This is a genomic window from Carboxylicivirga sp. M1479 (genome assembly GCF_007097485.1).
Classification (GTDB): Bacteria; Bacteroidota; Bacteroidia; order Bacteroidales; family Marinilabiliaceae; genus Carboxylicivirga.
Map to the genome: position 1 here is coordinate 131,692 of NZ_VKDE01000018.1, position 21,985 is coordinate 153,676.

Below are 21,985 nucleotides of genomic sequence, written 5' to 3' on the forward strand. Positions count from 1 at the left end.
GAGTTGCATTTGCAACTCTTTTAAATTATTTAAGTGGGTTATGTTACCTTCTTTTACGTCGTTTCTTATTGATTGACTTTAGGTTTTTCTTAGACGAACTCTTGTATTGTGATCGTGTTTTTAAGTATGCCTTACGGTTGTACTTGGGTTCATTTTTCCAACGGCTATCATCAATTAGGAATGTGAGGCCTATCGATGTAGTGTAGTAAAAATCATTTGCTTCAGTTTGATAGACTGTTCCATCGGGAGAAGTCCACTCACTATGGGCGTCTAATTCATCGGTTGTTGGGAATGTTCCGATGGCTTCAATGTTAACGCTCCATTGAGAATTAATCCAGTATGATAGACCTAATCCACCAGAAATAGAAGCTGTAATGCCACTTTTGTCCCTCCAATGGGCACCATCTTCTTCTCCTTGGTCATTTCTCGCACCAAAATATTCTGATGCACTGTAATAGAGTATTCCAACTTGACCTATTACATAGGGGTTAAAGGCTCTCTGTTTATAATAACCCAATAATAAGTTTAATGGTCGAAAAGATGCACCTGCATTCATTTCAACATATGTATTATCAAACCAAGCGTAAACATCTCCTTCAAAATCAATATCATCACCATCAGAGTAGGCGTGCTGTGAGCCGCTCATTTTTCCACCCATAAGTGATAAGCGACCAGATAAGAAAGTGTTTAGCTCTTTTTCCCCAACTACTCCAAAGGAATAATTAGTTCTTCCGTCATCCACTAAATCACCATAGAAGTGGTTAGCTCCAACTCGGCCTGTTACACTAAAACCTTCCCAAATTTTGGGCTTTCTTCTGCGTTGAGCATTGGAGTCAGATAGGGTAGAGGATAATATTACAATAACAACAATAAAATATCTTAATGATAATGGCATTCGAGTGTGATTTAATTTCGATGTAAAAATGTAAAAAACTTTACGATTACAAAAATCTAAGGTTTCGAAAGTAGTAATAAAGATGCTTCTTTCTATTAAAAAATTTACGGATCACCTCATTTTCTTAATAAAGGGGCTAATTTATTACACTTATGGCCTCAATTATATCTTGATTGAGGTGAATTATAAAAACGGATGAGTCAAATATACGTACATTCCAGCCATCATTATTAAAAGACAAAGATTTGATTGTGATATGATTTTTAAACCAAAATCTATGTGAGATCATAATGAAATAAAAATCGCTTTCAAGTACCTACTGATGACTTGATGTTTTTTTTACAGAATCTTCGTTTATATTATTTATCTGAGAAAGCTTCTAATGTTATTAATATTTGTGTCCGAAAAAAAGTTTTTAGCGGATGGAGTGTATAAATACTCAATCTCCTGTTCGAAATGTGCTTCAACTTTCGATCGTACCACTTTCATCGTGCTATTAAGAAGTTTATTTTCTTCGGTAAACCCATCTTTTAGTATTACTAGTGTGCTAGGTAACCATCTTGATGGAAAATTTAGCTCAGGATCACTGCTATTTTTAAATTCCTCTATCTCGGTTTGTATGAGTTGTAGTATTTCAACAATAGTCTGATCCGATTCAATGGTTTTGAGGTGATGTTTAAGCCAGTGATTTATTTTTTCCTTATTTAAAACAATTAGCCCACTAGTAAATGGATTCTGGTTATTATGCAATAGAAACTGATCGATGAACGTACAATGATCGATTACTGCCTCTTCAATTCCTTCTGGACTGTACTTTTCGCCATCAGCCCCTATTAATAGGCTCTTAAAGCGGCCTAGTACATACAGATAATTTTGATCATCCAAATACCCCAGATCACCTGTGTATAGCCATCCGTCTTTAATTGTTTGCTGTGTTGCTTCTTCGTTTCTCCAATATCCTTTCATTACGTTTTCACCACGGATGACGATTTCCCCTTTGTCCCCAACTTTAACAGTTTTTCCATCAGTATCACAAATTTTAATTTCAATATCGTTCACTACTTTACCCGATGACCCCAATTTATGGAATAAAGGTGTGTTTGCAGATATTATTGGAGATGCTTCACTTAATCCATAGCCTTGGAACATTGGAATGCCAATCGCATAAAAAAAGCGTTGTAATTCAATATCCAATAATGCACCACCTCCAATAAAATATTGCAGGTTGCCTCCAAAGCGTTCCTTTATTTTGTCAAAGATGATTGTTTTGAAAAGGGCATATATCGGATAGGTCAGTTTTTTTAGCCCATTTCCCGCATTATAGCCATCTGCATTGTACCAATATGCAAAATCAAGACCTTTGGTAAATAATTTTTGCGCAAAAGGACCTTTGCCTTCTATGGCTTTTTCAATGTTCTTTTTAAAGTTTTTGGCAAGTGCAGGCACACTCATTAAAATCTCAGGTTTTACTTCTTGCATGTTAGTCACGAAATTCTTTAACGTTTCGTGCTGATTTCGTCCAATTTGTACCGATGCAATAGAGGCGCCTTTATGCATGAATGAATATAGTGAGGCTGTGTGAGCGAATGCGTGATCCCAAGGTAACACAACTAGCGTTTTATAATGTTGTGGCACGTTTATATAACTAAAAGCTTGTTCTACATTGGCGGTATAGTTCCGATGTGTTAGCATTATGCCCTTTGGATCCGCTGTTGTGCCTGAAGTATAACAGATGTTAGCTATTGTATTGGGGCCAACTTTATCCATTTCAGCTTTAAGTGTTTCTGGATTATTTGTTTTAAACTGGCCTCCTTTGTCAATAAGCTCTTTGTGTATTATTTCCTTTTCGCCAAGTTCAACTTCATCGTCGAGTATGATTATCGTTTTTAACTTTGGGAGGTGTTCAGCGGTTAATCTTATTTTCTGGACTTGGTTTTTAGAAACGATTACTGTTTCAGCCTCGGAGTGGTTAAGACGGAATATTAAATCGGTGTCAGCTTCTAATTTTGTTGATAATGGTACATTAATAGCTCCTATGTGTAGTATTGCTAATTCACTAACTAGCCATAGACGTCTTCCTTCGGACAATAGTGCAACCCTGTCGCCTGCTGATATTCCAAGTGCTAAAAGACCATTTGAGAATTCATAAACTTCCTTTTGAATTTGCTTATAGCTGTAACTTTGAAAGGTATTGCCATTTTTCTCCCACATAAGTGGATTATTTGCATATGCTTGTACGCTATCCTCAAAAAAATTTATTAAGCTTTTCATAGTCTTTTACTTTTCAATTGAATTTAAAAAGGAATATTTCCTGTTCTTCACTTATTGCTTAAATTATATTTTAGCATCAATTGGATGTAATATAATCATTATCATACTAAAGAAAACAATATGGCAGGCAAAGTGTTCGTTATCGCCCAATTGTTGTTTGTATTCGCACATGTTTAATAGTTAATTGTGGTCGTAAATATCAGGTTACTAGATGAGAATGTTGAGTGGCAAGGATATTGATATTTGTTTCACACATTAATTAAGTTAAACCACATGACCATGAAGAGAAAGTCTTTAGTATTAATGCTGTTATTGGGGATAATGGCCAGTAATTCTTATGTAGGAGCCCAAGAATCCAACGCAATGGATAGTGTCGAATGTTTAAAAAACTATTCGTTATATAAGGAGGCACTAAAGAAGAAAATGTATGATTATTCAATTGACGCTTGGCGTTTAATGTTTGAGCAATGTCCTGATGTTACTATACGTTTGTATGCCGATGGGGTTAATATTTATAAGCATTACATTAAAATAGAGCAAGATAAAGCGACAAAACAAGCTTTGGTGGATACCTTGCTTATGATTTATGATCAGAGAATACAATATTTTGGAAGTCATCCCAAATATCCAGAGGGTTGGGTGTTAGGTCGTAAAGGTCTGGATATTGTTACTTATCGAAGAAACAATAAAGAATCGCTTAAAGAGGCAATTTCTTATTTTGAACATTCTTATCAGCAACTTAATGTGAAAATGGAGCCAATGGTTGCTGTCAATTGGCTGCAGGCCACAAATGCACTCGTTAACTCGGGCGATGTTGAACCCAACGAGCTTTTGAATGTATACATGAATGTTGATGAAGTGTTAGCATCCCATATGTCTCGACAAACTAATCCTAAACGAATTGCGATGCTTAACAAAGCAAGCGGAACGTGTGTGGAAATTGTGACTAAAAGAGGATTTGATGATTGTGTTGCACTGGAAGAAGTACTGCATGCAAAATTTGAGTCGGTAAAAGACAATAAGGATGGACTAGAGCGCTTAATCACTTTATTGGATGCCTTTGATTGTGTAGATGGTGAGTTGTATGCAATGGCGGTAGAGCAGAATTATGACTTAAAACCAACTGCTGATGCTGCATACTTGCTTGCTAAGTTTTTTATTAAAAATAACCAATTTGATAAAGCTAAAGAATACTATTTAAAATCAATAAGCTTAGCCAGTGATTCAGGTTTGCAGGCAAAGTGTTTTTATGAATTAGCTGTTGTTACTTTTTCGCATTATAAAGATAGTCCTGAAGCGCGTAAGTACGCACAAAATGCTTTGAGTAGAAAGGATGGGTGGGGCAAGCCACATATCCTAATTGGAAACATTTATGCCCAGGAGAGTGCAAAATATGGAGATAGTGATTTTGAACACCAAAGTGTTTATTGGGTGGCTATTGATCGCTACCAAAAAGCGAAAGCGATTGATCCGGAATGTGTGAAAGAAGCCGAAAAGCAAATCAACCTATATTCTCAATACTTGCCAGATCGTGAGACGGGATTTTTTCACGGGATAGAAGAAGGTGCTAACTATACGGTTGGTTCATGGATTAATGAGAAAACGGTCGTGAGATACCGATAAAAGAAATTCGATCACAAATAATCAAAGAGAGTGCTGTTTTTTTAGCACTCTCTTTGTGTTTTTACTCTGTGAGTCCGAATTTATACAAGGTGGTTTGTTTGTATTTTTCTCCTGGTGATAAAACTGGGCTTGGGAAATGTGTTTGGTTGGGTGAGTCAGGGAATTTTTGAGCCTCAAAGCAAATGCCGTAGTTTTCGGTGAAAGCGACATCGTCCCTTTTAAAACTGCCATCTAAATAATTACCTGTGTATACCTGAAATCCTGGTTCTGTGGTGTAAAACTCTAATGATCGACCAGTACTCTCATCGATAATACGAGCACCCAAGTTAAGGTCGCCAGGAAAACCGTTAATGACAAAGTTATGGTCATAACCGCGTCCATCAACATCAGAAATTCGATCTCCTATGTATCGTGGTAATAGAAAATCAAGAGGAGAGTCGTTAACAGAAACTATTTCGCCTGTTGGAATATCATTCTCGTCTTTCGGTGTGAATCTATCAGCATAAAGGACCATTTGATGCTTTAATACTGGTGTTTGCATGTTTGACAAATTGAAATACGAGTGATTGGTAAGGTTAACAACTGTTTTTTTTGTTGTTTCAGCTTCGTAATCAATTACCAGTTCATTATCAAAAGTTAAGGTGTACGTTAATTTTACATTTAACAAACCTGGGAAACCTTCTTCCATATCATCGGATTGAAGGCGTAGGATAACACCCGTCCGCTTGGGCTCTTTAAATGTTTCCATGTCCCATACCTTTTGGTGAAAACCTTTCGGTCCGCCATGCAATGAGTTGGGGCCATTATTGCAGTTTAAGGTATATTCTTTATCATCAATGCTGAATAGTCCGCCTTTTATTCGGTTAGCATATCTGCCGATGGCTGCCCCAAAGTACGGACAGTTGTTTTGGTATTCCTTAGTTAGGTAATCTTCTACCTCATCAAAGCCAAGTGCAATTTCGGCAAAATTACCACGTCTGTCAGGAGTTTTTATGCTCATAATAATACCACCATAGTTGGTGATTGTTACTTGCGTATGTTTCCTATTCTGCAGTGTGACAATTTCGATGTCTTGATTTAGCTCTGGAATGAACTTTTTATTCTGGTTAATTATCATAGTGGTGATTGTGGATTATATGCAAAAGTACGAAAAAAGTTAATTTTAACATTTTATTACTTTTTCATTGGAGGCGTACGAAAAAAGAGTAATTTTACTCTTGATAATTTGAATGCAATTCAATTATTTACGGACTACTTTTATCCGCAAGGATAACTTTAAATAAGCGCAGGTAGTTTTTTGGTTTTAGAGAGAAGAGGTTATTCATTTGAATAACCTCTTTGTTTTAATGTGCTTTTGTGAAAAAACTTCACTAATTATCTTTTCGAATATCATTAAAACTAAACAACTATTGCTAAATTTGCAGCTCATTAAAAACAAAATTCAAAACTTTCATTCATGGTTCTGTTTTTCAAGGGAGATTCAAAGCAGATTATTGCTGTTGGAGCACATATCGAACTTTCATCTGATAACATTAGTAAATTAGAGTGGCTTTTTAGTGGGGCAAAGCTTTCTGAGGATAAAACTTTAGAAGGCTTTTTTGTTGGTCCTCGTAAAGAAATGATTACTCCATGGAGTACTAATGCAGTGGAAATAACCCAAAATATGGGTATTGAGGGCATTCTGCGCGTAGAGGAGTTTTTTGAGGTTGATTCTGAAAAAGCAGAATTTGATCCAATGCTTCAGGCAATGTATAAAGGTATGGATGATGATATCTTTACCATTGATAAGGAGCCTGAACCGATCGTGCATATTAAAGATATTGCGGCTTACAATGCGCAAGAAGGATTAGCATTAAGTGGAGATGAGATTAAATACCTTGAGGATTTAAGTGTTCGTTTAGAACGTCCTTTAACCGATAGTGAAGTGTTTGGTTTCTCTCAGGTTAATTCGGAGCATTGTCGACATAAAATTTTCAATGGTATCTTTATTATTGATGGAGAAGAGAAAGAAAGTTCTTTATTCCAATTGATTAAGAAAACTTCCAAAGAAAATCACAACTACATTGTATCTGCTTATAAAGACAATGTGGCATTTGTTGAAGGACCTAAGGCAATGCAGTTTGCACCAGGTCGTCAGGATACTGCGGACTTCTTTGAAACGAAAGAAATTGATACTGTTATTTCGTTAAAAGCTGAAACGCATAATTTCCCAACTACTGTAGAGCCATTTAATGGTGCTGCTACAGGTGCAGGTGGTGAAATTCGTGACCGTTTGGCTGGTGGACAAGGATCGTTGCCATTAGCAGGAACGGCAGTTTACATGACTTCTTACTCGCGTTCTGAAGAAGGCCGTGCATGGGAAGATGCCACACCAGCAAGAGACTGGTTGTATCAAACACCAGAAGAAATATTAATTAAAGCTTCTAACGGAGCATCTGATTTTGGTAATAAGTTTGGACAGCCAATGATTTGTGGTTCTGTTCTGACGTTCGAACACTTTGAAAACCAAAAGAAGTTTGCCTTTGACAAGGTAATTATGTTGGCTGGTGGAATTGGCTTTGGTCGTAAAGAACATGCTTTAAAAGCTGATCCGGACAAAGGTGATAAAGTAGTTATTTTAGGCGGAGATAATTACCGCATTGGTATGGGTGGCGGCGCTGTGTCGTCTGTTGCAACGGGTGAATTTGATAATGCCATTGAGCTAAATGCTGTTCAGCGTTCAAATCCAGAGATGCAGAAGCGCGCGATGAATGCTATTCGTGCTTTAGCTGAATCGGATGAGAATCCGATTGTATCCATTCATGATCATGGAGCTGGTGGACATTTAAACTGTTTATCAGAGTTGGTTGAAACAACGGGTGGTACTATTCATTTGGATAAGTTACCTGTTGGTGATCCAACCTTATCATCGAAAGAGATTGCAGGAAATGAGTCGCAGGAGCGTATGGGGCTTGTTTTAAAAGATAAAGATATTGAGAACTTAAAAAATATTTCTGCTCGTGAGCGTGCACCTTTCTATGAGGTTGGTGAAACCACGGGTGATATGAACTTTAAGTTCGAAGACGATAAAGGAAATGCACCAATCAACTGGCAGCTGTCGGATATGTTTGGTAATCCTCCTAAAACAATAATGAAAGACGAAACAGCAGACGAAAAATTCGCAGCTGTTGAGTATGAAACAACACAGGTTGAGAAATACATCAGCGATGTACTTCAGTTGGAAGCAGTGGCTTGTAAAGATTGGTTAACCAATAAAGTTGACCGTTCGGTAACTGGTAAAGTGGCCAAGCAACAGTGTGCTGGAGAATTACAGATACCATTGAATAACCTGGGCGCTTGTGCCATCGATTTCAAAGGAGAAAAAGGAGTGGCGACTTCTATTGGTCATGCTCCAGCAATTGGTTTGGTTGATCCTGCAGCAGGTGCGGTGGTTTCAATTGCCGAGGCTTTAACGAATATTGTTTGGGCACCTTTAACACATGGTTTAAAAGGTGTTTCGTTAAGTGCTAACTGGATGTGGCCTTGTAAAACAAAAGGTGAGGATAGTCGTTTGTACCGCGCTGTTGAAGCAGTAAGTGATTTCAGTTGCGAGTTAGGAATCAACATTCCTACTGGTAAAGACTCACTTTCAATGACTCAGAAGTATAAAGACGGTGACTTGGTTTATAGTCCTGGTACTGTTATTATTTCAGGTGGTGCTGAAGTAAATGATATACGCAAGATTGTTGAGCCTGTTTTGGTTAAGGATACGGATACCACTTTATTACACATTGATTTATCTTTCGATAGCTTAAAGTTAGGTGGTAGCTCATTTGCTCAGGTTGTTAATAAGCTAGGAGCAGAGGCGCCAACAGTAACTGATGTTGAGTATTTCAAAAATGGTTTTAACGCCATTCAGGAGTTGATCAATAAAGGTTTAATATTAGCTGGACATGATGTTTCTGCAGGTGGTTTGGTAACTGCTTTATTGGAAATGAACTTTGCGAATACATCTTACGGTGCCAAGGTTGATTTAAGCGATTACGAAGAAAAAGATCTGGTAAAATTACTGTTTAGCGAAAACCCAGGTGTTGTTATACAAGTAAAAGATTTAGCTGCTGTAAGTTCAATATTGGAAGCGGGTGGAATTCAGTTTATGGCACTTGGTCAGCTTACTGAAGCACGTGAATTAGTGATTGAGAACAATGGTCAGGTATTGAATTTAGATATCGATAAGTACCGTAACGATTGGTTTAAAACATCGTACCTATTAGACCGTAAGCAGAGCGGAGAAGAATTAGCGAAAGAGCGTTTTGAAAACTATCAGAACCATGGTTTGGCTTACGATTTTCCAAAAGCATTTACTGGTAAAATGGATCAATGGAATTTAATGTTAGATCGTAAAGAGCGTTCGGGCATTAAAGCTGCTATTATCCGCGAGAAAGGTGTGAATGGCGATCGTGAGATGGCTTACAGCATGTTCTTAGCTGGCATGGATGTGAAAGATGTTCACATGACTGACCTGATTGCTGGTCGTGAAGATTTATCGGATGTGAACATGATTGTTTACGTTGGTGGTTTCTCAAACAGTGATGTATTAGGTTCGGCAAAAGGTTGGGCTGGAGCATTCCTATACAATCCGCAGGCTAAAAAAGCATTGGATAACTTCTATGCACGTCCTGATACATTGAGTTTAGGTATTTGTAATGGTTGTCAGCTAATGGTTGAACTAGGTTTAGTTTATCCTGAGCACGAAGAGAAGCCAAAGATGCTACATAATAACTCACATAAGTTTGAGTCGATTTTCTTAAACATGGAAATTGCTAAAAACGACTCGGTGATGTTAAGTTCATTATCAGGTTCTAAATTGGGTGTTTGGGTAGCTCACGGTGAGGGAAAATACCAATTACCTTATGCCGAGGATCAGTACAATATCGTAGGGAAATATGCGCACGAATCGTACCCTGCAAATCCGAATGGTAGTGACTATAATGCCGCTGCAATTTGCTCAAACGATGGTCGTCATTTAGCCATGATGCCTCACTTGGAGCGTGCAATTTTCCCATGGCAGTGGGGTTATTACCCTGCCGACCGTAAGGAAGATGAAGTAACTCCATGGATTGAAGCATTTGTTAATGCTCGTAAATGGATTGAAGCTAAGAAGTAGTTTTAAATACACTACATTATAATATAAACCTGACAGGATTAATTCTTGTCAGGTTTTTTTATGAAGTAGCCTTTTGTATAATTGAGCAACAGATGTTATCACTCAAAGAGATGACATCTGTATTTTAACGGTCTACCGTTTTAATTTTACATCCCTCACGTTCGGATGGGCCAAAAGCAAACTATTATTGCTCGCCGTAACATTACAATAGGCAAAAATTATATGATTATTGCTCCCCGCACCTTTGCAATGGGCAAAAGTTGTTTGATTATTGCCCGTTGTAAGCTTGTATTGCGCAATAAACATTTGCTTTTGCGGTTTACGCAATATTTGAAGCTAAAAACAATTGTTTTTTGTATTTCATAATGCTGGTGTGAAAAGCATTTGTAGATGAGCTTACCTGATGGTCGGACGTGTCAAATACATTTGTATTTTTCTTCCCCTAATCACCAAGTGGGCAAAATATATTTGTAGATTACTTATCTGGTCATTCGTTTGGGCTAAATAGATATGTATATCGTTCATCTGAACGAGTAGGCGAGCAATAAACATTTGCTTTTCTGATGTTTGCAAAATATCGAAGTCAAATATATTTGTTGCTTCCTACTGTTTATAATCTGACCCAAAGCATTTGTTTATTAAATTCTAATCGCGTACTAAAGTTTTTTTTGATGTGAATGCAATTGTTTCAAATTGAGTTGTTTATATGTGGTTTTTCTAAGCTTGGGTATTTTTGAACGCTGCGCGCTATGGCCTCTCTTTTAAATAGCTTACGTTTTATCAAAAGCTTTAGAGAGACCGGGAAGCTGAGAACTTGTTCGAAGATCACCCGGCCGCACTTAAGTTTGAGATAAATAAGAAAGTTATTTAAAAAGTAGCCTTGATCTTTTTTCCTTAGTTTTTGTGATCAAGAACAAAAAGTAAGTCCGGTTTGGGCGGATAGCCCAATTGATAAGAATAATTAGGACAACATTGATTAAATTCCTAATGTTTGTGCGCCTATCACTAAAACTACATGATGGTAGGTATTCATTATTTACTGAAAACCAATCAGATGAAATTTAACTACAAAATACCATAATCTATATTGCTGATTTGTCCCATTCTGTTTGTATTTTTGCGAATTAGCACTTTTGAAAAAGGGATGAACCATGGGGGAAAGCGTAAAAGATTATATAGTTGATGCAGTAGAGTTTTATGCTTCGGATGATATAATTCGTACGGGAACAATTTTATACAAAGAAGGCAAAGTGTCTCTTCAGCTTTATCAAAAAGCACTTGATAATTGGATATTTTCAGTAAAAGATACGAAAACACATAAGGTGCAAGTACGTCATTTAAATGAACGTCGTATTGAAACCATGTGTAACTGTTCGTTTATAGGCGGACGTTTTTGCACGCATACCATTGCGGCCTTATTGTTTATTGCCGAAATAGACGGTAATATTCAGTTAGGATTCGATAAGCGTACAGAGATGTCGAACAATCAGGCTGTTTCTGGTCGTTCGGTTTTGGGTTTTGAGCTTCCCTCATTTGAGCATATTACCGAAGGGTTTGTAAAAGCTAATACCACATACTCCATCCTTAATTCGGTAACCTATAGCTACCAGGTTAGTTGTATTTCCGAAATGACTTTACAGTCAAACAAGCTGATAGTGCAACTGGAGCAGAATTTCAAAAAGCATGTGAAGGTAGTTTTTAGTCACATTGATGGTAAGGTGTATGTTTCGCCCGATGAAAAATCCAACCTTAAATCGCTGACTGAACCTGAAGTTATCTGTCTGTTGAAAATAGCACGTTCCAGTAGTCCTGATATGCTAAAGCGTGTGTTTATTAATAGTCTGGAGGGACTTAAGACAGATACCCTCATCAAGCATGGATTGGAAGGGCAGGAGTTTGATACCTACTTTACCATTGGATTTGATGAGAAGGATGGTTTAATAGCGCAGCAAACCGAGTTTGCCAAAGGCTTGATTCCAGTAGAGGAGGAAGAGTCTCAGATTGTGAAGCAAATAGTAGAGCAGATTGATGTTGACCCGCTTCGTATATCGAAAAAGGATGTGGTGTTGAAGCAGGAGCGAGCTTTAGGTTTTGTGTTGGAGCTGAGTACTACTAAAACCTACTTTAGCGATAACTTTATTATTGAGTTAAGCACCATAATAGGCAAGCCTAATAAAACACGCGAGGCCTTAAGCTCACATATCGAAGAGTTTGATGGAGAGCACGATGATTTCCTCTTAAACATTAGTGAACATCAAAAGGAATTACTCGCGTTAATTAACGACTGTAATGCATCGGTAAAGCCATCGGAGTTATTTGTAGTGCACAAACGCATTATGGAACTATTGGCACAAGAGAAGCATGTGTACATTAACCAGTCGAATAACTATAAGCTGCGCAAAGGCGATTTAGAACCTATTGTTATTGCGGCTAACACCATCGATGCTTTTTACATGGTTAAAGAGGATGAGAATTTTGTTTACCTCGAGCCTAAATTGCGAATTGGAGAAAATACTTTTCCAATTGAAGCCATTGAAAAGGAAGCATCGGGACAATTTATTTATGTGATTGATGGTGTATATTATGTGACCAAAGATTATCGCGTAGCCAAGTTAATTACCGAGTATAATGAGCCTATTAAGGTTGTAAAATCCTTTAAGGATTACTTCTTTCATAAAGTAATAAGGCCTTTGGCCGATAGCTTTGATATGCAGTTTGAAAAAGACCTATATTCAATTGAGGCCGTTGAACTGGATTTCAAAAAGAAACAAGTGTATTTGTCGGAGCAAGACCAGCATTTGGTCATCACACCACAAGTTGAGTACCATCATGGTGTTTCGGTAAAATTAACCAACAATGGAAATGTGCTGGTTGAAGAGGATGACAAAATTATTCAATACAAGCGTAATTTCGAGCTGGAGGATGATTTTGCTGATCAACTGTCAACGCTTCATCCCGCCTTTGATGCACAAAAGAGTAGCAAGGTGTTTCATTTGCATTACAACGAGTTTAATCACGACATGTGGTTTTATAAGTTTTTTGATGCCTTGCAGTTAAATAATATTGAGGTTTATGGCTTAAATAATTTAAAGAGCTTTAAATATTCGCCGCATAAAGGTAAGATTACCACTTCCATTAGTTCTGGCGAAGATTGGTTTGACCTGACTTTAAACGTGAGTTTTGGCGATAATGTTGTTAAGCTTTCAGAGATAAGAAAAGCAGTGCTAAAAAAGCAACGCTATATTCAGTTAGCCGATGGATCGGTTGGAGTATTGCCTGCCGAATGGTTTCATCGTTTCGAAAAATACTTTAGACATGGCGAGGTTGATGGCGATCGCTTAATGATATCCAAACTACGCTTTTCGATTGTTGATGAGTTGTTTGATAATATTGACGATGTGAATGTATTGCAAGAGCTGGCCGAGAAACGACAAAAACTGGCTCGCTTTAAGCAAATTGATGCCACACAGGTGCCTGCCAATATAACGGCCGATTTACGCCATTACCAAAAGGAGGGTTTAAACTGGCTTAATTTCTTGCACGAAATGGGCTGGGGTGGAATATTAGCCGATGACATGGGATTGGGTAAAACCCTGCAGGTATTAACGTTTCTGCAGCATGTGTTGGATCAGGATTCTACTACCAACTTAATTGTTGTGCCAACAACGCTTCTGTTTAACTGGGAGAATGAAATCAAAAAGTTTGCCCCTGATTTAAATGCACATTATCATTATGGAGTGCAACGAGTAACGGATGCTTCGGTATTTGATGAGTACGATATTGTGTTTACTACCTACGGTATTCTTTTGCGCGATATTGAAATGTTACGTGAGTATCAGTTTAACTATATAGTGTTAGATGAATCTCAGGCCATTAAAAACCCTGCATCAAGGCGTTATAAGGCTGCTAACCTACTTAAGGCTAAATCACGATTGGCCTTATCGGGTACACCTATCGAAAACAGCACCTTTGATTTATATGCCCAAATGAACTTTGTTAACCGAGGTTTTCTGGGTGGTGTTTCGTCCTTTAAAGAGAGCTTTTCCAATGCAATTGATAAGGAGGGCGATGAGTTAATAGGTGGCGAATTACAGCGAATGATTAACCCATTTGTACTGCGTCGTACCAAAGAAAAAGTAGCATCAGAGCTACCGCCTAAAACCGAAGATGTCATCTTTTGTGAGATGGAGCCTGCTCAGCGTAAGGTCTATGATTATTACCGTGATTTGTTCCGCGATCAGATTATTGGTAAAATGGCCAGCGATGGCGTAGGTAAAAGTAAAATGATGGTGTTGGAGGCTTTAACACGCCTGCGACAAGTTTGTGATTCGCCTCAATTGATTAGCGGTAGTCATTTTGAAACCACTGAGTCGGTAAAGATTAAAGAGATAGTACAGCACATTACCGACCGAACTGCCAATCATAAAATATTGATATTCTCGCAGTTTGTGAAAATGCTTGGATTAATCAAAGATGAGCTTACACGCCGTAATATTGAGTTTGAATATCTGGATGGTAAAAGCACCACCAAGCAACGTGAAAACTCGGTAAATAACTTCCAGAATAACGAGGAGTTGAGGGTGTTCTTAATTAGTCTGAAAGCTGGTGGTACTGGTCTAAACCTTACAGCTGCTGATTACGTGTACATTGTTGATCCTTGGTGGAACCCAGCCGTGGAAAATCAGGCCATTGACCGTTGTTACCGTATTGGTCAGGATAAAAATGTGTTTGCCTACCGTATGATTTGTCGCGATACAGTGGAGGAGAAGATTATAAAGCTACAAGAGAAGAAAAAGAAACTGGCTGGCGATATCGTACAAACCGATGAAAACATCATGAAAACACTCACGGTTGATGATTTAAAAGATTTACTGTCGTAAATAGAACTGGATAGTTTCTATTACCATATAAAAAGCCCCAAACGTAAAATAGAATACGTTTGGGGCTTTTATTTTATAGAATAAGGGATGTCATCTTTAATGAGATAAAACACTTAAAGATGATATCCGTTTTTTTTTATGCTTAGGGTACTACTTCTTAATACATCGCCTCAATAATTTCTTTATATGCAATATTAACCTGCTTACGACGTACCTTAAGTGAATTGGTTAGCATGGTATTGTCAATGCTAAACGCTTCTGGTAGGATCGATATTTTAATAACATGCTCGTGTTTTGGTAGCTCGGTCTGTAAAATTTCAATGCTCTCCTGAATCAAGGTATGAACAGCTGGATGTTTGGCTAAATCAGCGTCAGATGTGTAGTTTATGCCTTGCTTGGCGGCCAATTTTTTCAACACATCAAACGATGGTACAATTAGGGCACTTAGGTATTTTCTGTTATCTCCAATTACACAAAGCTGTTCAATCAAATCACTTTTCGAAAGCTGTAACTCAATTTTCTGAGGAGAAATATATTTACCTGTTGAGGTTTTTATGATGTCCTTAATTCTTTCGGTCATGTGCAGTTTTCCAGGCTCAGGTATGCTACCTTGATCGCCCGTATAGTACCACCCATCAATTAATACCTCAGCTGTTTCTTCAGGCTTTTTATAATAGCCCGAGAATACCGTTTCGCCTTTTACGAGAATCATGTTCTCGTCGTTAATCTTCACTTCAATATTGGGCATTATATCGCCAGTGTAATCAAAATCGTAGTTGCTGTCGGGCATGCACGATACTGTGGCAGTTGTTTCGGTGGCACCGTAACCATAGCAAATAAACAAACCAATACTATGGAAAAAGCGTAATAGAAAGTTATTTAGCGCAGAACCTGCACAAGGCATGTACTTAATATTACCACCAAAAACCTGTCTTATTTTTTTATAAACTAAGGCATTGGCAATGTTTCTTTTTATTTTTAATCCAGCAGGAATGCTTGAGCCATCTTTTTGGTATTCAATATACTTTTGCCCTGTTTTAATGGCCCAGTTAAATACTGCTTTCTGTGCTTTAGGCCACTGATCAGCTGTTAAGCTAATGGCATCGTATGTTTTTTCGAAAAAACGAGGTACAACACACATAACGGTGGGTTTAACCTTAGGAAGTTCGTTGATTACCTCTTTAGGGTTAAGGTTGTACACGTTGATGCCTCCTGAATGTAGCAGATAATAGGTCCAGGTACGTTCAAAAACATGACTCAAAGGAAGAAAGGCCATGGAAACATCATCTTCACCCAGTGTTAAACGTTTGTCGTGAATTTTAAAGGCATACATAAAATGACTGTGGTTGAGCATAGCACCCTTTGGTTCGCCTGTCGTTCCTGAGGTATAGATGATGGTGGCTAAGTCATCAGTCTTTACTGTAGCTAGACGATTGTTCAGTTCTTCACTAAAAGCATCTTCTTGATTTTTTATAATGTCCTCGTATCGGCTAAAACGATCGTCATCAACTTTTTTACAATCGAATGTAATAACGTGTTGTAGTGTTGAGGTGTTATTTAAAGCTTGTTTGGCATTGTCTAGTTGTTCGTTATCGCCAATAAACAGCAATTGCATTTCTGTTTCGATAACGATGTATTCGAGTTGAGTGAAAGTGGCCGTAGGATAAATTGGAACAACAACACTTCCTGTTGATAGTATCGCCAGGTCGCTAGTGGTCCAATGTGGTCTGTTTTGACTGTAGATGCCAATGTTGGCTTGTTTACCTAGGCCTAATTGTAATATGTATTTGGCTAGTTGTTCCGATTCGGCTTTAAATTGGCTCCACGAAATAGACTTATAGTCATTGCCGACCTTGTGTCTAAATACATCACGGCTTGTATATTTATCTGCCTGCTTACGCAGCATATGAGCAATGTGCTTGTTTTCCATGTGTTTGTAATTTATTGTTTTGGCGATCGCTTCCAACGTTTATGTGACCAGAGCCAATCTTGAGGCTTTGCGTCAATAATTTCAACAAGTTTGTCCCTGTACATTTCAGTAATTTTACCTTTGGGAAGAGAGCGAGGTGTATCAGTTAAAAGCGATAGCTTTATCTCGTAATAACCACGTTTAACCCTTTGTATATCTATATAAACGATTGGATAATTGTACTTGACAGCATACTTTTCAGGTCCATTCAGAAAAGCCGTGTTCCGGTTGTAAAAATCAAGCCAGATGGCATTCTCCATTTGTTTGCCCCCTGCAGGTCCTTGATCTGCTGCCATCAGAAAGACATATCCTGAATTCTCATACTTTTCAAACATGGCTGAAGTTTCGTAGATCGATACCAGTTCGGTACCACATTTCATACGACTCTTCTTCAGAATGCTATTGGTATATTTGTTTCTCAATGGTTTGTATAAGGCTGCAAATTGGTTGTTGCATTGTAAGCTGCCCGATTGGCTTCCCCATTCCCAATTGGCATAATGCGCGGTTAATCCAATAATGCCTTTGTGTTCTTTTAGGATTTCATCTAACAATTCAGGGTTAAGTATGTGGTGTCGTTTTATGATTGAAGACTGTTTCATAGTGAACGACTTGAAACTCTCCAATAAGTTATCCGTTAGGTTTCTGTAAAATGCGTTTGTTATTTTATTTATCTCCTCAGCACTCTTTTGAGGGAACGATTTCTCAAGGTTATCAATGATTACTTTTCGTCGGTATTTAACCACGCGACCCATAATTAAACTGGCGAAGTTTGAAAACCAATAAAGCAAGCGAAAGGGCATAACACTCACAAGCCCAACAAAAAATAAAAATATAGCTGTTGTAAATAATTTCATCATCAAAAACTTTCCTGAAAACACCAAGTTTGCATACTTGTTATGGGCTGGTAAGGTTACATCAATTTTAAAAAGTTTGGTAGTATCATATATTAATTCCAACGGTTATGGGCTTGTTTATATTGGCCCGGCGACATGTTGAATTCTTTCTTAAAGCTTTTAATAAAGTAGGAACTGCTATTGAATCCTACTTTATAAGCTATTTCACTAATTTGATCTTCTGTACTTATAAGTTTTGCTGCTGCTTCTTTAAGGCGGATAGTTCGAATAAAATCGGTTGTTGATTTATTGGTTAAAGCCTTAATTTTTCGGTGTAGGTTACTTCTACTCATTCCAAGTTCGCTACCAAGCTCTTCAACGCCAAATGCTTCGTCTTCCATGTTCAGTCTAACAACCTCCAGAGCTTTTGTTATAAATTTCTCATCTACCGATGTGCTGGTAATTTCAGATGGCTGAATAATGGCGTTGCCAGTAAATATTTCTTTGAGCTTTTCCCTGTTTTTTAGCAGGTTATCAATGTAGGCTTTTAGTAAATCAGGATTAAAAGGTTTTGGAACATAGGCATCAGCACCTGTGTTTAACCCTTCAATACTGTTTTCTAGTGATGTTTTAGCAGTTAGTAATATCACTGGAATGTGGCTTGTCTGCACATCCTTTTTCATCTTATCACACAGTTCAATGCCTGTCATAATTGGCATCATCACATCGCTAACAACCAAGTCAAATGAACGTTTTTCAAGCAGATCAAAAGCCTTCTGCCCATTTTCTGCGGTTGTAATTTGATAAGTGTTCTCCAATACCGATGTTAGATATTCGATTACTTGCGGATTGTCATCAACCAATAGTAATTTATAATGGTGTTTCTTGATTGGATCACTTGTTTCTTTTAGTGTTTCAGTCTCTTGATTGTGAGCTGATATTGTTTCAGTAAACTCAGTGTAAGAGGTGTTTGATAAATTGCTGATTACTGGAATTGAAACCAAAAATGATGTGCCTTTATCCTTGCTTGATTCCACATCGATGGTCCCGCCATGTAACTCTACCAATGACTTGGTTAATGACATACCTATGCCAGTACCTACTTTTTGTTTATCAGCTTGTTTATAGGTTTTAAAACGATTAAATACTTCCTGTAAATTATCAGTTGGAATACCAGGGCCATCATCAGATACTTTTATGCTTAACTTTTGCCTTTCTAATACACTCTCTGACGAAAGGTGGATGTCGAGACTCACATTTCCATTTTCTTTTCCGTATTTAAAAGCATTGGAAAGCAGGTTATAGATGATTTTTTCCAGTATGTCGGCATCGAACTGAATCGTGAGTTCTTTGGTATTGCTCTTAATAACAAAGTTCATGTTTTTCTCACTCGCCATGTATCTAAACGACTCTCCACATTCCTTTATTGCTGCTATTATATCGCCATTGGAGGCATTTAGTTCGATAGAGCCTGTTTCTACCTTTCTGAAATCCATTACCTGGTTAATTAGCCTCAATAATAAATTGGTGTTTTTATGAGCGATATTAAATAGGTTCTGCTCTTTCTTATTCAGGTTAAGTTGTGTGCTTAAAGTTTCTAAAGGACCTGATATGAGTGTTAATGGTGTTCTGAATTCGTGAGATATATTGGTGAAAAATTGTAAACGCATTTGATTGAGCTCTTTTATCTTCTCACGTTCCATTACTTCAAACTCAAGTTTACGTCTTAAGTCAATCCATAACACAGTATAACGGATGTAGGCATACATAACTCCACCAATAACCAAGAAATAGGCTAGGTACGCATACCAACGCTTCCACCACGGTGCAAGTACTGTTATTTTCAGACTTGTTTCGGTGTTGCTCCATACGCCATCGTTATTGGCCGCTTTAACTTTAAAAATATATTCACCGGCACTCAGGTTATTGTATTTAACAAGCCTATTGGACGACGCCTTGCTCCATTGTTCCGATGAATTTTCGAGAACATAACTATAGGTGTTTTTTTCTGAGATGAAATAATTAATGGCAACGAATTCAAGGCCAATGTTATTTTGGTTATGCTTCAGAATTATCTCATTTGTGCTAGCTATGTTTTGTATTAATGGACTATTCTTGTCGCCAGCTTTTATGGGTGTATTGTTAATGTATAACTCGGATAGTAATACCTTGGGTACAGTCTTATTCACCTTAATTACCTTGGGGTCGAAAACACTTAAACCCTTAACGCCTCCAACCATTAACGATTGATCTGAGGTATATAATAAGGCACTAAACGTACTGCCCAAAAGACCATCTCGGCCATCGTAGTTCTGAAATCTGCCATTTTCTATTTCATACTTGGAAATGCCTCCCTGTGTTGCAAACCATAATATGCCCTCTTCTGTCTGTTTAATGTCGTATACTTGTTCCTGGGCTAGACCATCGTTATTTGTAAGGTTGATGATGTCTCCACTGTTTGGGTTGATGTTATAAATTCCACCCCCATTGGTGCCTATCCAAAAGTTCCCATCAAGGCTTTCATGAATACATAGTATGGCATTTCTGCCGACCCCACTGTAATTAATGCTTTTATTTTCTTCATCAAATAAGTAGCGAATATGCTTCTTTTCATTATGCAACCAGATGTAAATTCCATTACTTGTGCCTATCCAAAGATTATCTTTAGAGTCGACAAATAAGCTTAGGATATATCCATTCATTAATTGGTCTAATTGTGGGTATATATCACTGAGGGGTGTGAAAGTTTTGTTTTGAGTGTCAAACTCCATCACACCATTTCCAAGTGTTCCAATCCACAGCTTTCCTTTTTTCTGCTGACATATGGACCAAACCGAAATAGATAGTGACTCATAATCGAATAAATTCCTTGGCGTAAAAGTAATCAGTTCATTAGTTGCCTCATTAAGATGGGCCAAACCACTGCCATAGGTTCCAAGCCAGATGTTGTTCTTGTCATCTTCAAAAATGCGTTTAATTACATTGCTTTTAAGGTTTGACGAGAGTTGATTAAAGCGCGAAAACCGGTTGTTTGATACATCAAATAAATTAAGACCACCACCGTCGGTTCCCACCCATATGCGCTTTCGCGAATCTTCGAATAAGGAAATAATATTGTTGTCACTTATGCTTTGTTGATTATAAGGTTGGTGCACATAGTGTTGAAACCTATTGCGTTCCATGTTAATGATGCGTATGCCTTTACCAATAGTTCCAACCCAATACAAGCCATTACTATCGATGTACATTGAGAAGATGGCTTTGGTATCGAGTTGCGAAAAAGCTTGGTTCTGCTCTTGATCGCTTATTACAATTTTTTTGACCGGGTCAATGTTAATAATTCCACCTCCATCAACAGCCGCTAAAATACTTCCATCTTTATTTAGCGTTAATGACAATATGATGTTGACATTGGAATTGTTAGGATCCATTTGAAAACGCTCATATACTTTCATTTCTTTATCAAAACGGAAAAGCCCCATGTTATCAGTCGCTATCCAAATGCTTCCATTGCCATCATCGAGCAAAGCATTGATTTGCATAGTAGGGAACTCAAAGTTGATAAAGAAGTGCTCCTTAGGATTAAAAACGCTTAGCCCATTACCATAAGTGCCAACCCATATTTCGCCATTAAAACCTTCTGCAATTGCCGAAATGGTGTTGATGTATTCTCCTATGCTTTCTTCTTGTGAGAAGCATGTAAAGCCATCTATTTGCTCATGGTAATAATGCAATCCGCCGCCCATAGTGCCAACCCACATATGTCCGCGACTATCAAGTAATAAGGCGCCAACATGGTTGTTTTTTAACGATGCAGGTTGTGTTTCATCTGCCCAGTAACGTTTAAACGATTCGGTGTTTTGATTGTATTTGTTAAGTCCAAAGCAGGTTCCCACCCAAATGTCACCATTGTTATCTTCTACAAGTTTTGTAATAAAGTTACTTGACAGAGTTTCTTCGTTATCTGGTGCGCTATAATAATTCGTTATTTCATATCCATTGTAACGGTTGAGTCCATAATATGTACTAAACCACATATATCCTTTGCTGTCCTGAAGAATTGCATTAACAGAATTATTGCTTAATCCATTCTCAGTGTCCAAACCACTTAATGCCATTTGAGAGAATTGAGCAGAAGCAATACTGACAGAAAACAGAAATAAAAGCAGAAGATATTTGGATGATCGCATAAGATACTTTTTCAGGCGTTCAAGATAAATAAAAATAACTACTCAGGTTTGGCTTTAAGGCAACTTTATAAGCCTTTTGACGCGTTACTAGGCGTGTGTGAATTTTGACTAGTGAAATTATATAACACCATTTAGCTTATCCATAACGCTTCAGAACTAATTTAATAAATAACAAATT

9 protein-coding genes are annotated in these 21,985 nt (G+C 37.7%); 3 read left to right on the forward strand and 6 right to left on the reverse strand.

What is annotated here, in order from left to right; all coding sequences use genetic code 11:
* Positions 1-43: 43 nt before the first annotated feature.
* Positions 44-895, reverse strand: a complete 852-nt coding sequence (locus FNN09_RS12470; protein ID WP_143302695.1) for an outer membrane beta-barrel protein — start codon at positions 893-895, stop codon at positions 44-46.
* A gap of 363 nt (positions 896-1,258) precedes the next feature.
* Positions 1,259-3,166, reverse strand: coding sequence for a long-chain fatty acid--CoA ligase (locus FNN09_RS12475; RefSeq protein ID WP_143302696.1), 1,908 nt, complete (start codon positions 3,164-3,166; stop codon positions 1,259-1,261).
* 279 nt (positions 3,167-3,445) lie between these two features.
* Between FNN09_RS12475 and FNN09_RS12480 the strand changes: the two genes are divergently transcribed.
* Entirely contained in the window at positions 3,446-4,789 is a 1,344-nt protein-coding gene (locus FNN09_RS12480; RefSeq protein WP_143302697.1) for a lipopolysaccharide assembly protein LapB, read from the forward strand.
* Positions 4,790-4,850: 61 nt separating this feature from the next.
* On the opposite strand, the gene FNN09_RS12485 is transcribed toward FNN09_RS12480, so the two are convergent.
* Complete coding sequence (locus tag FNN09_RS12485) at positions 4,851-5,906, reverse strand: aldose epimerase family protein (RefSeq protein ID WP_143302698.1); 1,056 nt, start codon at positions 5,904-5,906, stop codon at positions 4,851-4,853.
* Positions 5,907-6,245: 339 nt separating this feature from the next.
* Here FNN09_RS12485 and purL point away from each other — a divergent pair, with 339 nt between their 5' ends.
* On the forward strand, positions 6,246-9,935 hold the full coding sequence (gene purL, locus FNN09_RS12490) for a phosphoribosylformylglycinamidine synthase (RefSeq protein WP_143302699.1): 3,690 nt from the start codon (positions 6,246-6,248) through the stop codon (positions 9,933-9,935).
* Between the two features lie 1,151 nt (positions 9,936-11,086).
* On the forward strand, positions 11,087-14,815 hold the full coding sequence (locus FNN09_RS12495; RefSeq protein WP_143302700.1) for a DEAD/DEAH box helicase: 3,729 nt from the start codon (positions 11,087-11,089) through the stop codon (positions 14,813-14,815).
* A 157-nt stretch (positions 14,816-14,972) separates the two neighbouring features.
* Here FNN09_RS12495 and FNN09_RS12500 read toward each other — a convergent pair whose 3' ends face one another.
* From FNN09_RS12500 to FNN09_RS12510, 3 genes are all read right to left on the reverse strand, one after another.
* On the reverse strand, positions 14,973-16,745 hold the full coding sequence (locus FNN09_RS12500) for a long-chain fatty acid--CoA ligase (protein WP_143302701.1): 1,773 nt from the start codon (positions 16,743-16,745) through the stop codon (positions 14,973-14,975).
* A gap of 11 nt (positions 16,746-16,756) precedes the next feature.
* Complete coding sequence (locus FNN09_RS12505) at positions 16,757-17,662, reverse strand: lysophospholipid acyltransferase family protein (protein WP_255434113.1); 906 nt, start codon at positions 17,660-17,662, stop codon at positions 16,757-16,759.
* Between the two features lie 68 nt (positions 17,663-17,730).
* Positions 17,731-21,807 carry a two-component regulator propeller domain-containing protein gene (locus tag FNN09_RS12510; protein WP_143302703.1) on the reverse strand — a complete coding sequence of 1,359 codons (4,077 nt, stop codon included), beginning with the start codon at positions 21,805-21,807 and terminating at the stop codon, positions 17,731-17,733.
* Positions 21,808-21,985 lie beyond the last annotated feature (178 nt).

What these genes read in the sequence shown, in the direction of transcription:
- FNN09_RS12485 (WP_143302698.1), bottom strand. Translation starts at nt 5,906, where the DNA reads ATGATAATTAACCAGAATAAAAAGTTCATTCCAGAGCTAAATCAAGAC.
- FNN09_RS12470 (WP_143302695.1), bottom strand. Translation starts at nt 895, where the DNA reads ATGCCATTATCATTAAGATATTTTATTGTTGTTATTGTAATATTATCC.
- FNN09_RS12495 (WP_143302700.1), top strand. Translation starts at nt 11,087, where the DNA reads ATGGGGGAAAGCGTAAAAGATTATATAGTTGATGCAGTAGAGTTTTAT.
- FNN09_RS12480 (WP_143302697.1), top strand. Translation starts at nt 3,446, where the DNA reads ATGAAGAGAAAGTCTTTAGTATTAATGCTGTTATTGGGGATAATGGCC.
- FNN09_RS12510 (WP_143302703.1), bottom strand. Translation starts at nt 21,807, where the DNA reads ATGCGATCATCCAAATATCTTCTGCTTTTATTTCTGTTTTCTGTCAGT.
- purL (WP_143302699.1), top strand. Translation starts at nt 6,246, where the DNA reads ATGGTTCTGTTTTTCAAGGGAGATTCAAAGCAGATTATTGCTGTTGGA.
- FNN09_RS12500 (WP_143302701.1), bottom strand. Translation starts at nt 16,745, where the DNA reads ATGGAAAACAAGCACATTGCTCATATGCTGCGTAAGCAGGCAGATAAA.
- FNN09_RS12475 (WP_143302696.1), bottom strand. Translation starts at nt 3,166, where the DNA reads ATGAAAAGCTTAATAAATTTTTTTGAGGATAGCGTACAAGCATATGCA.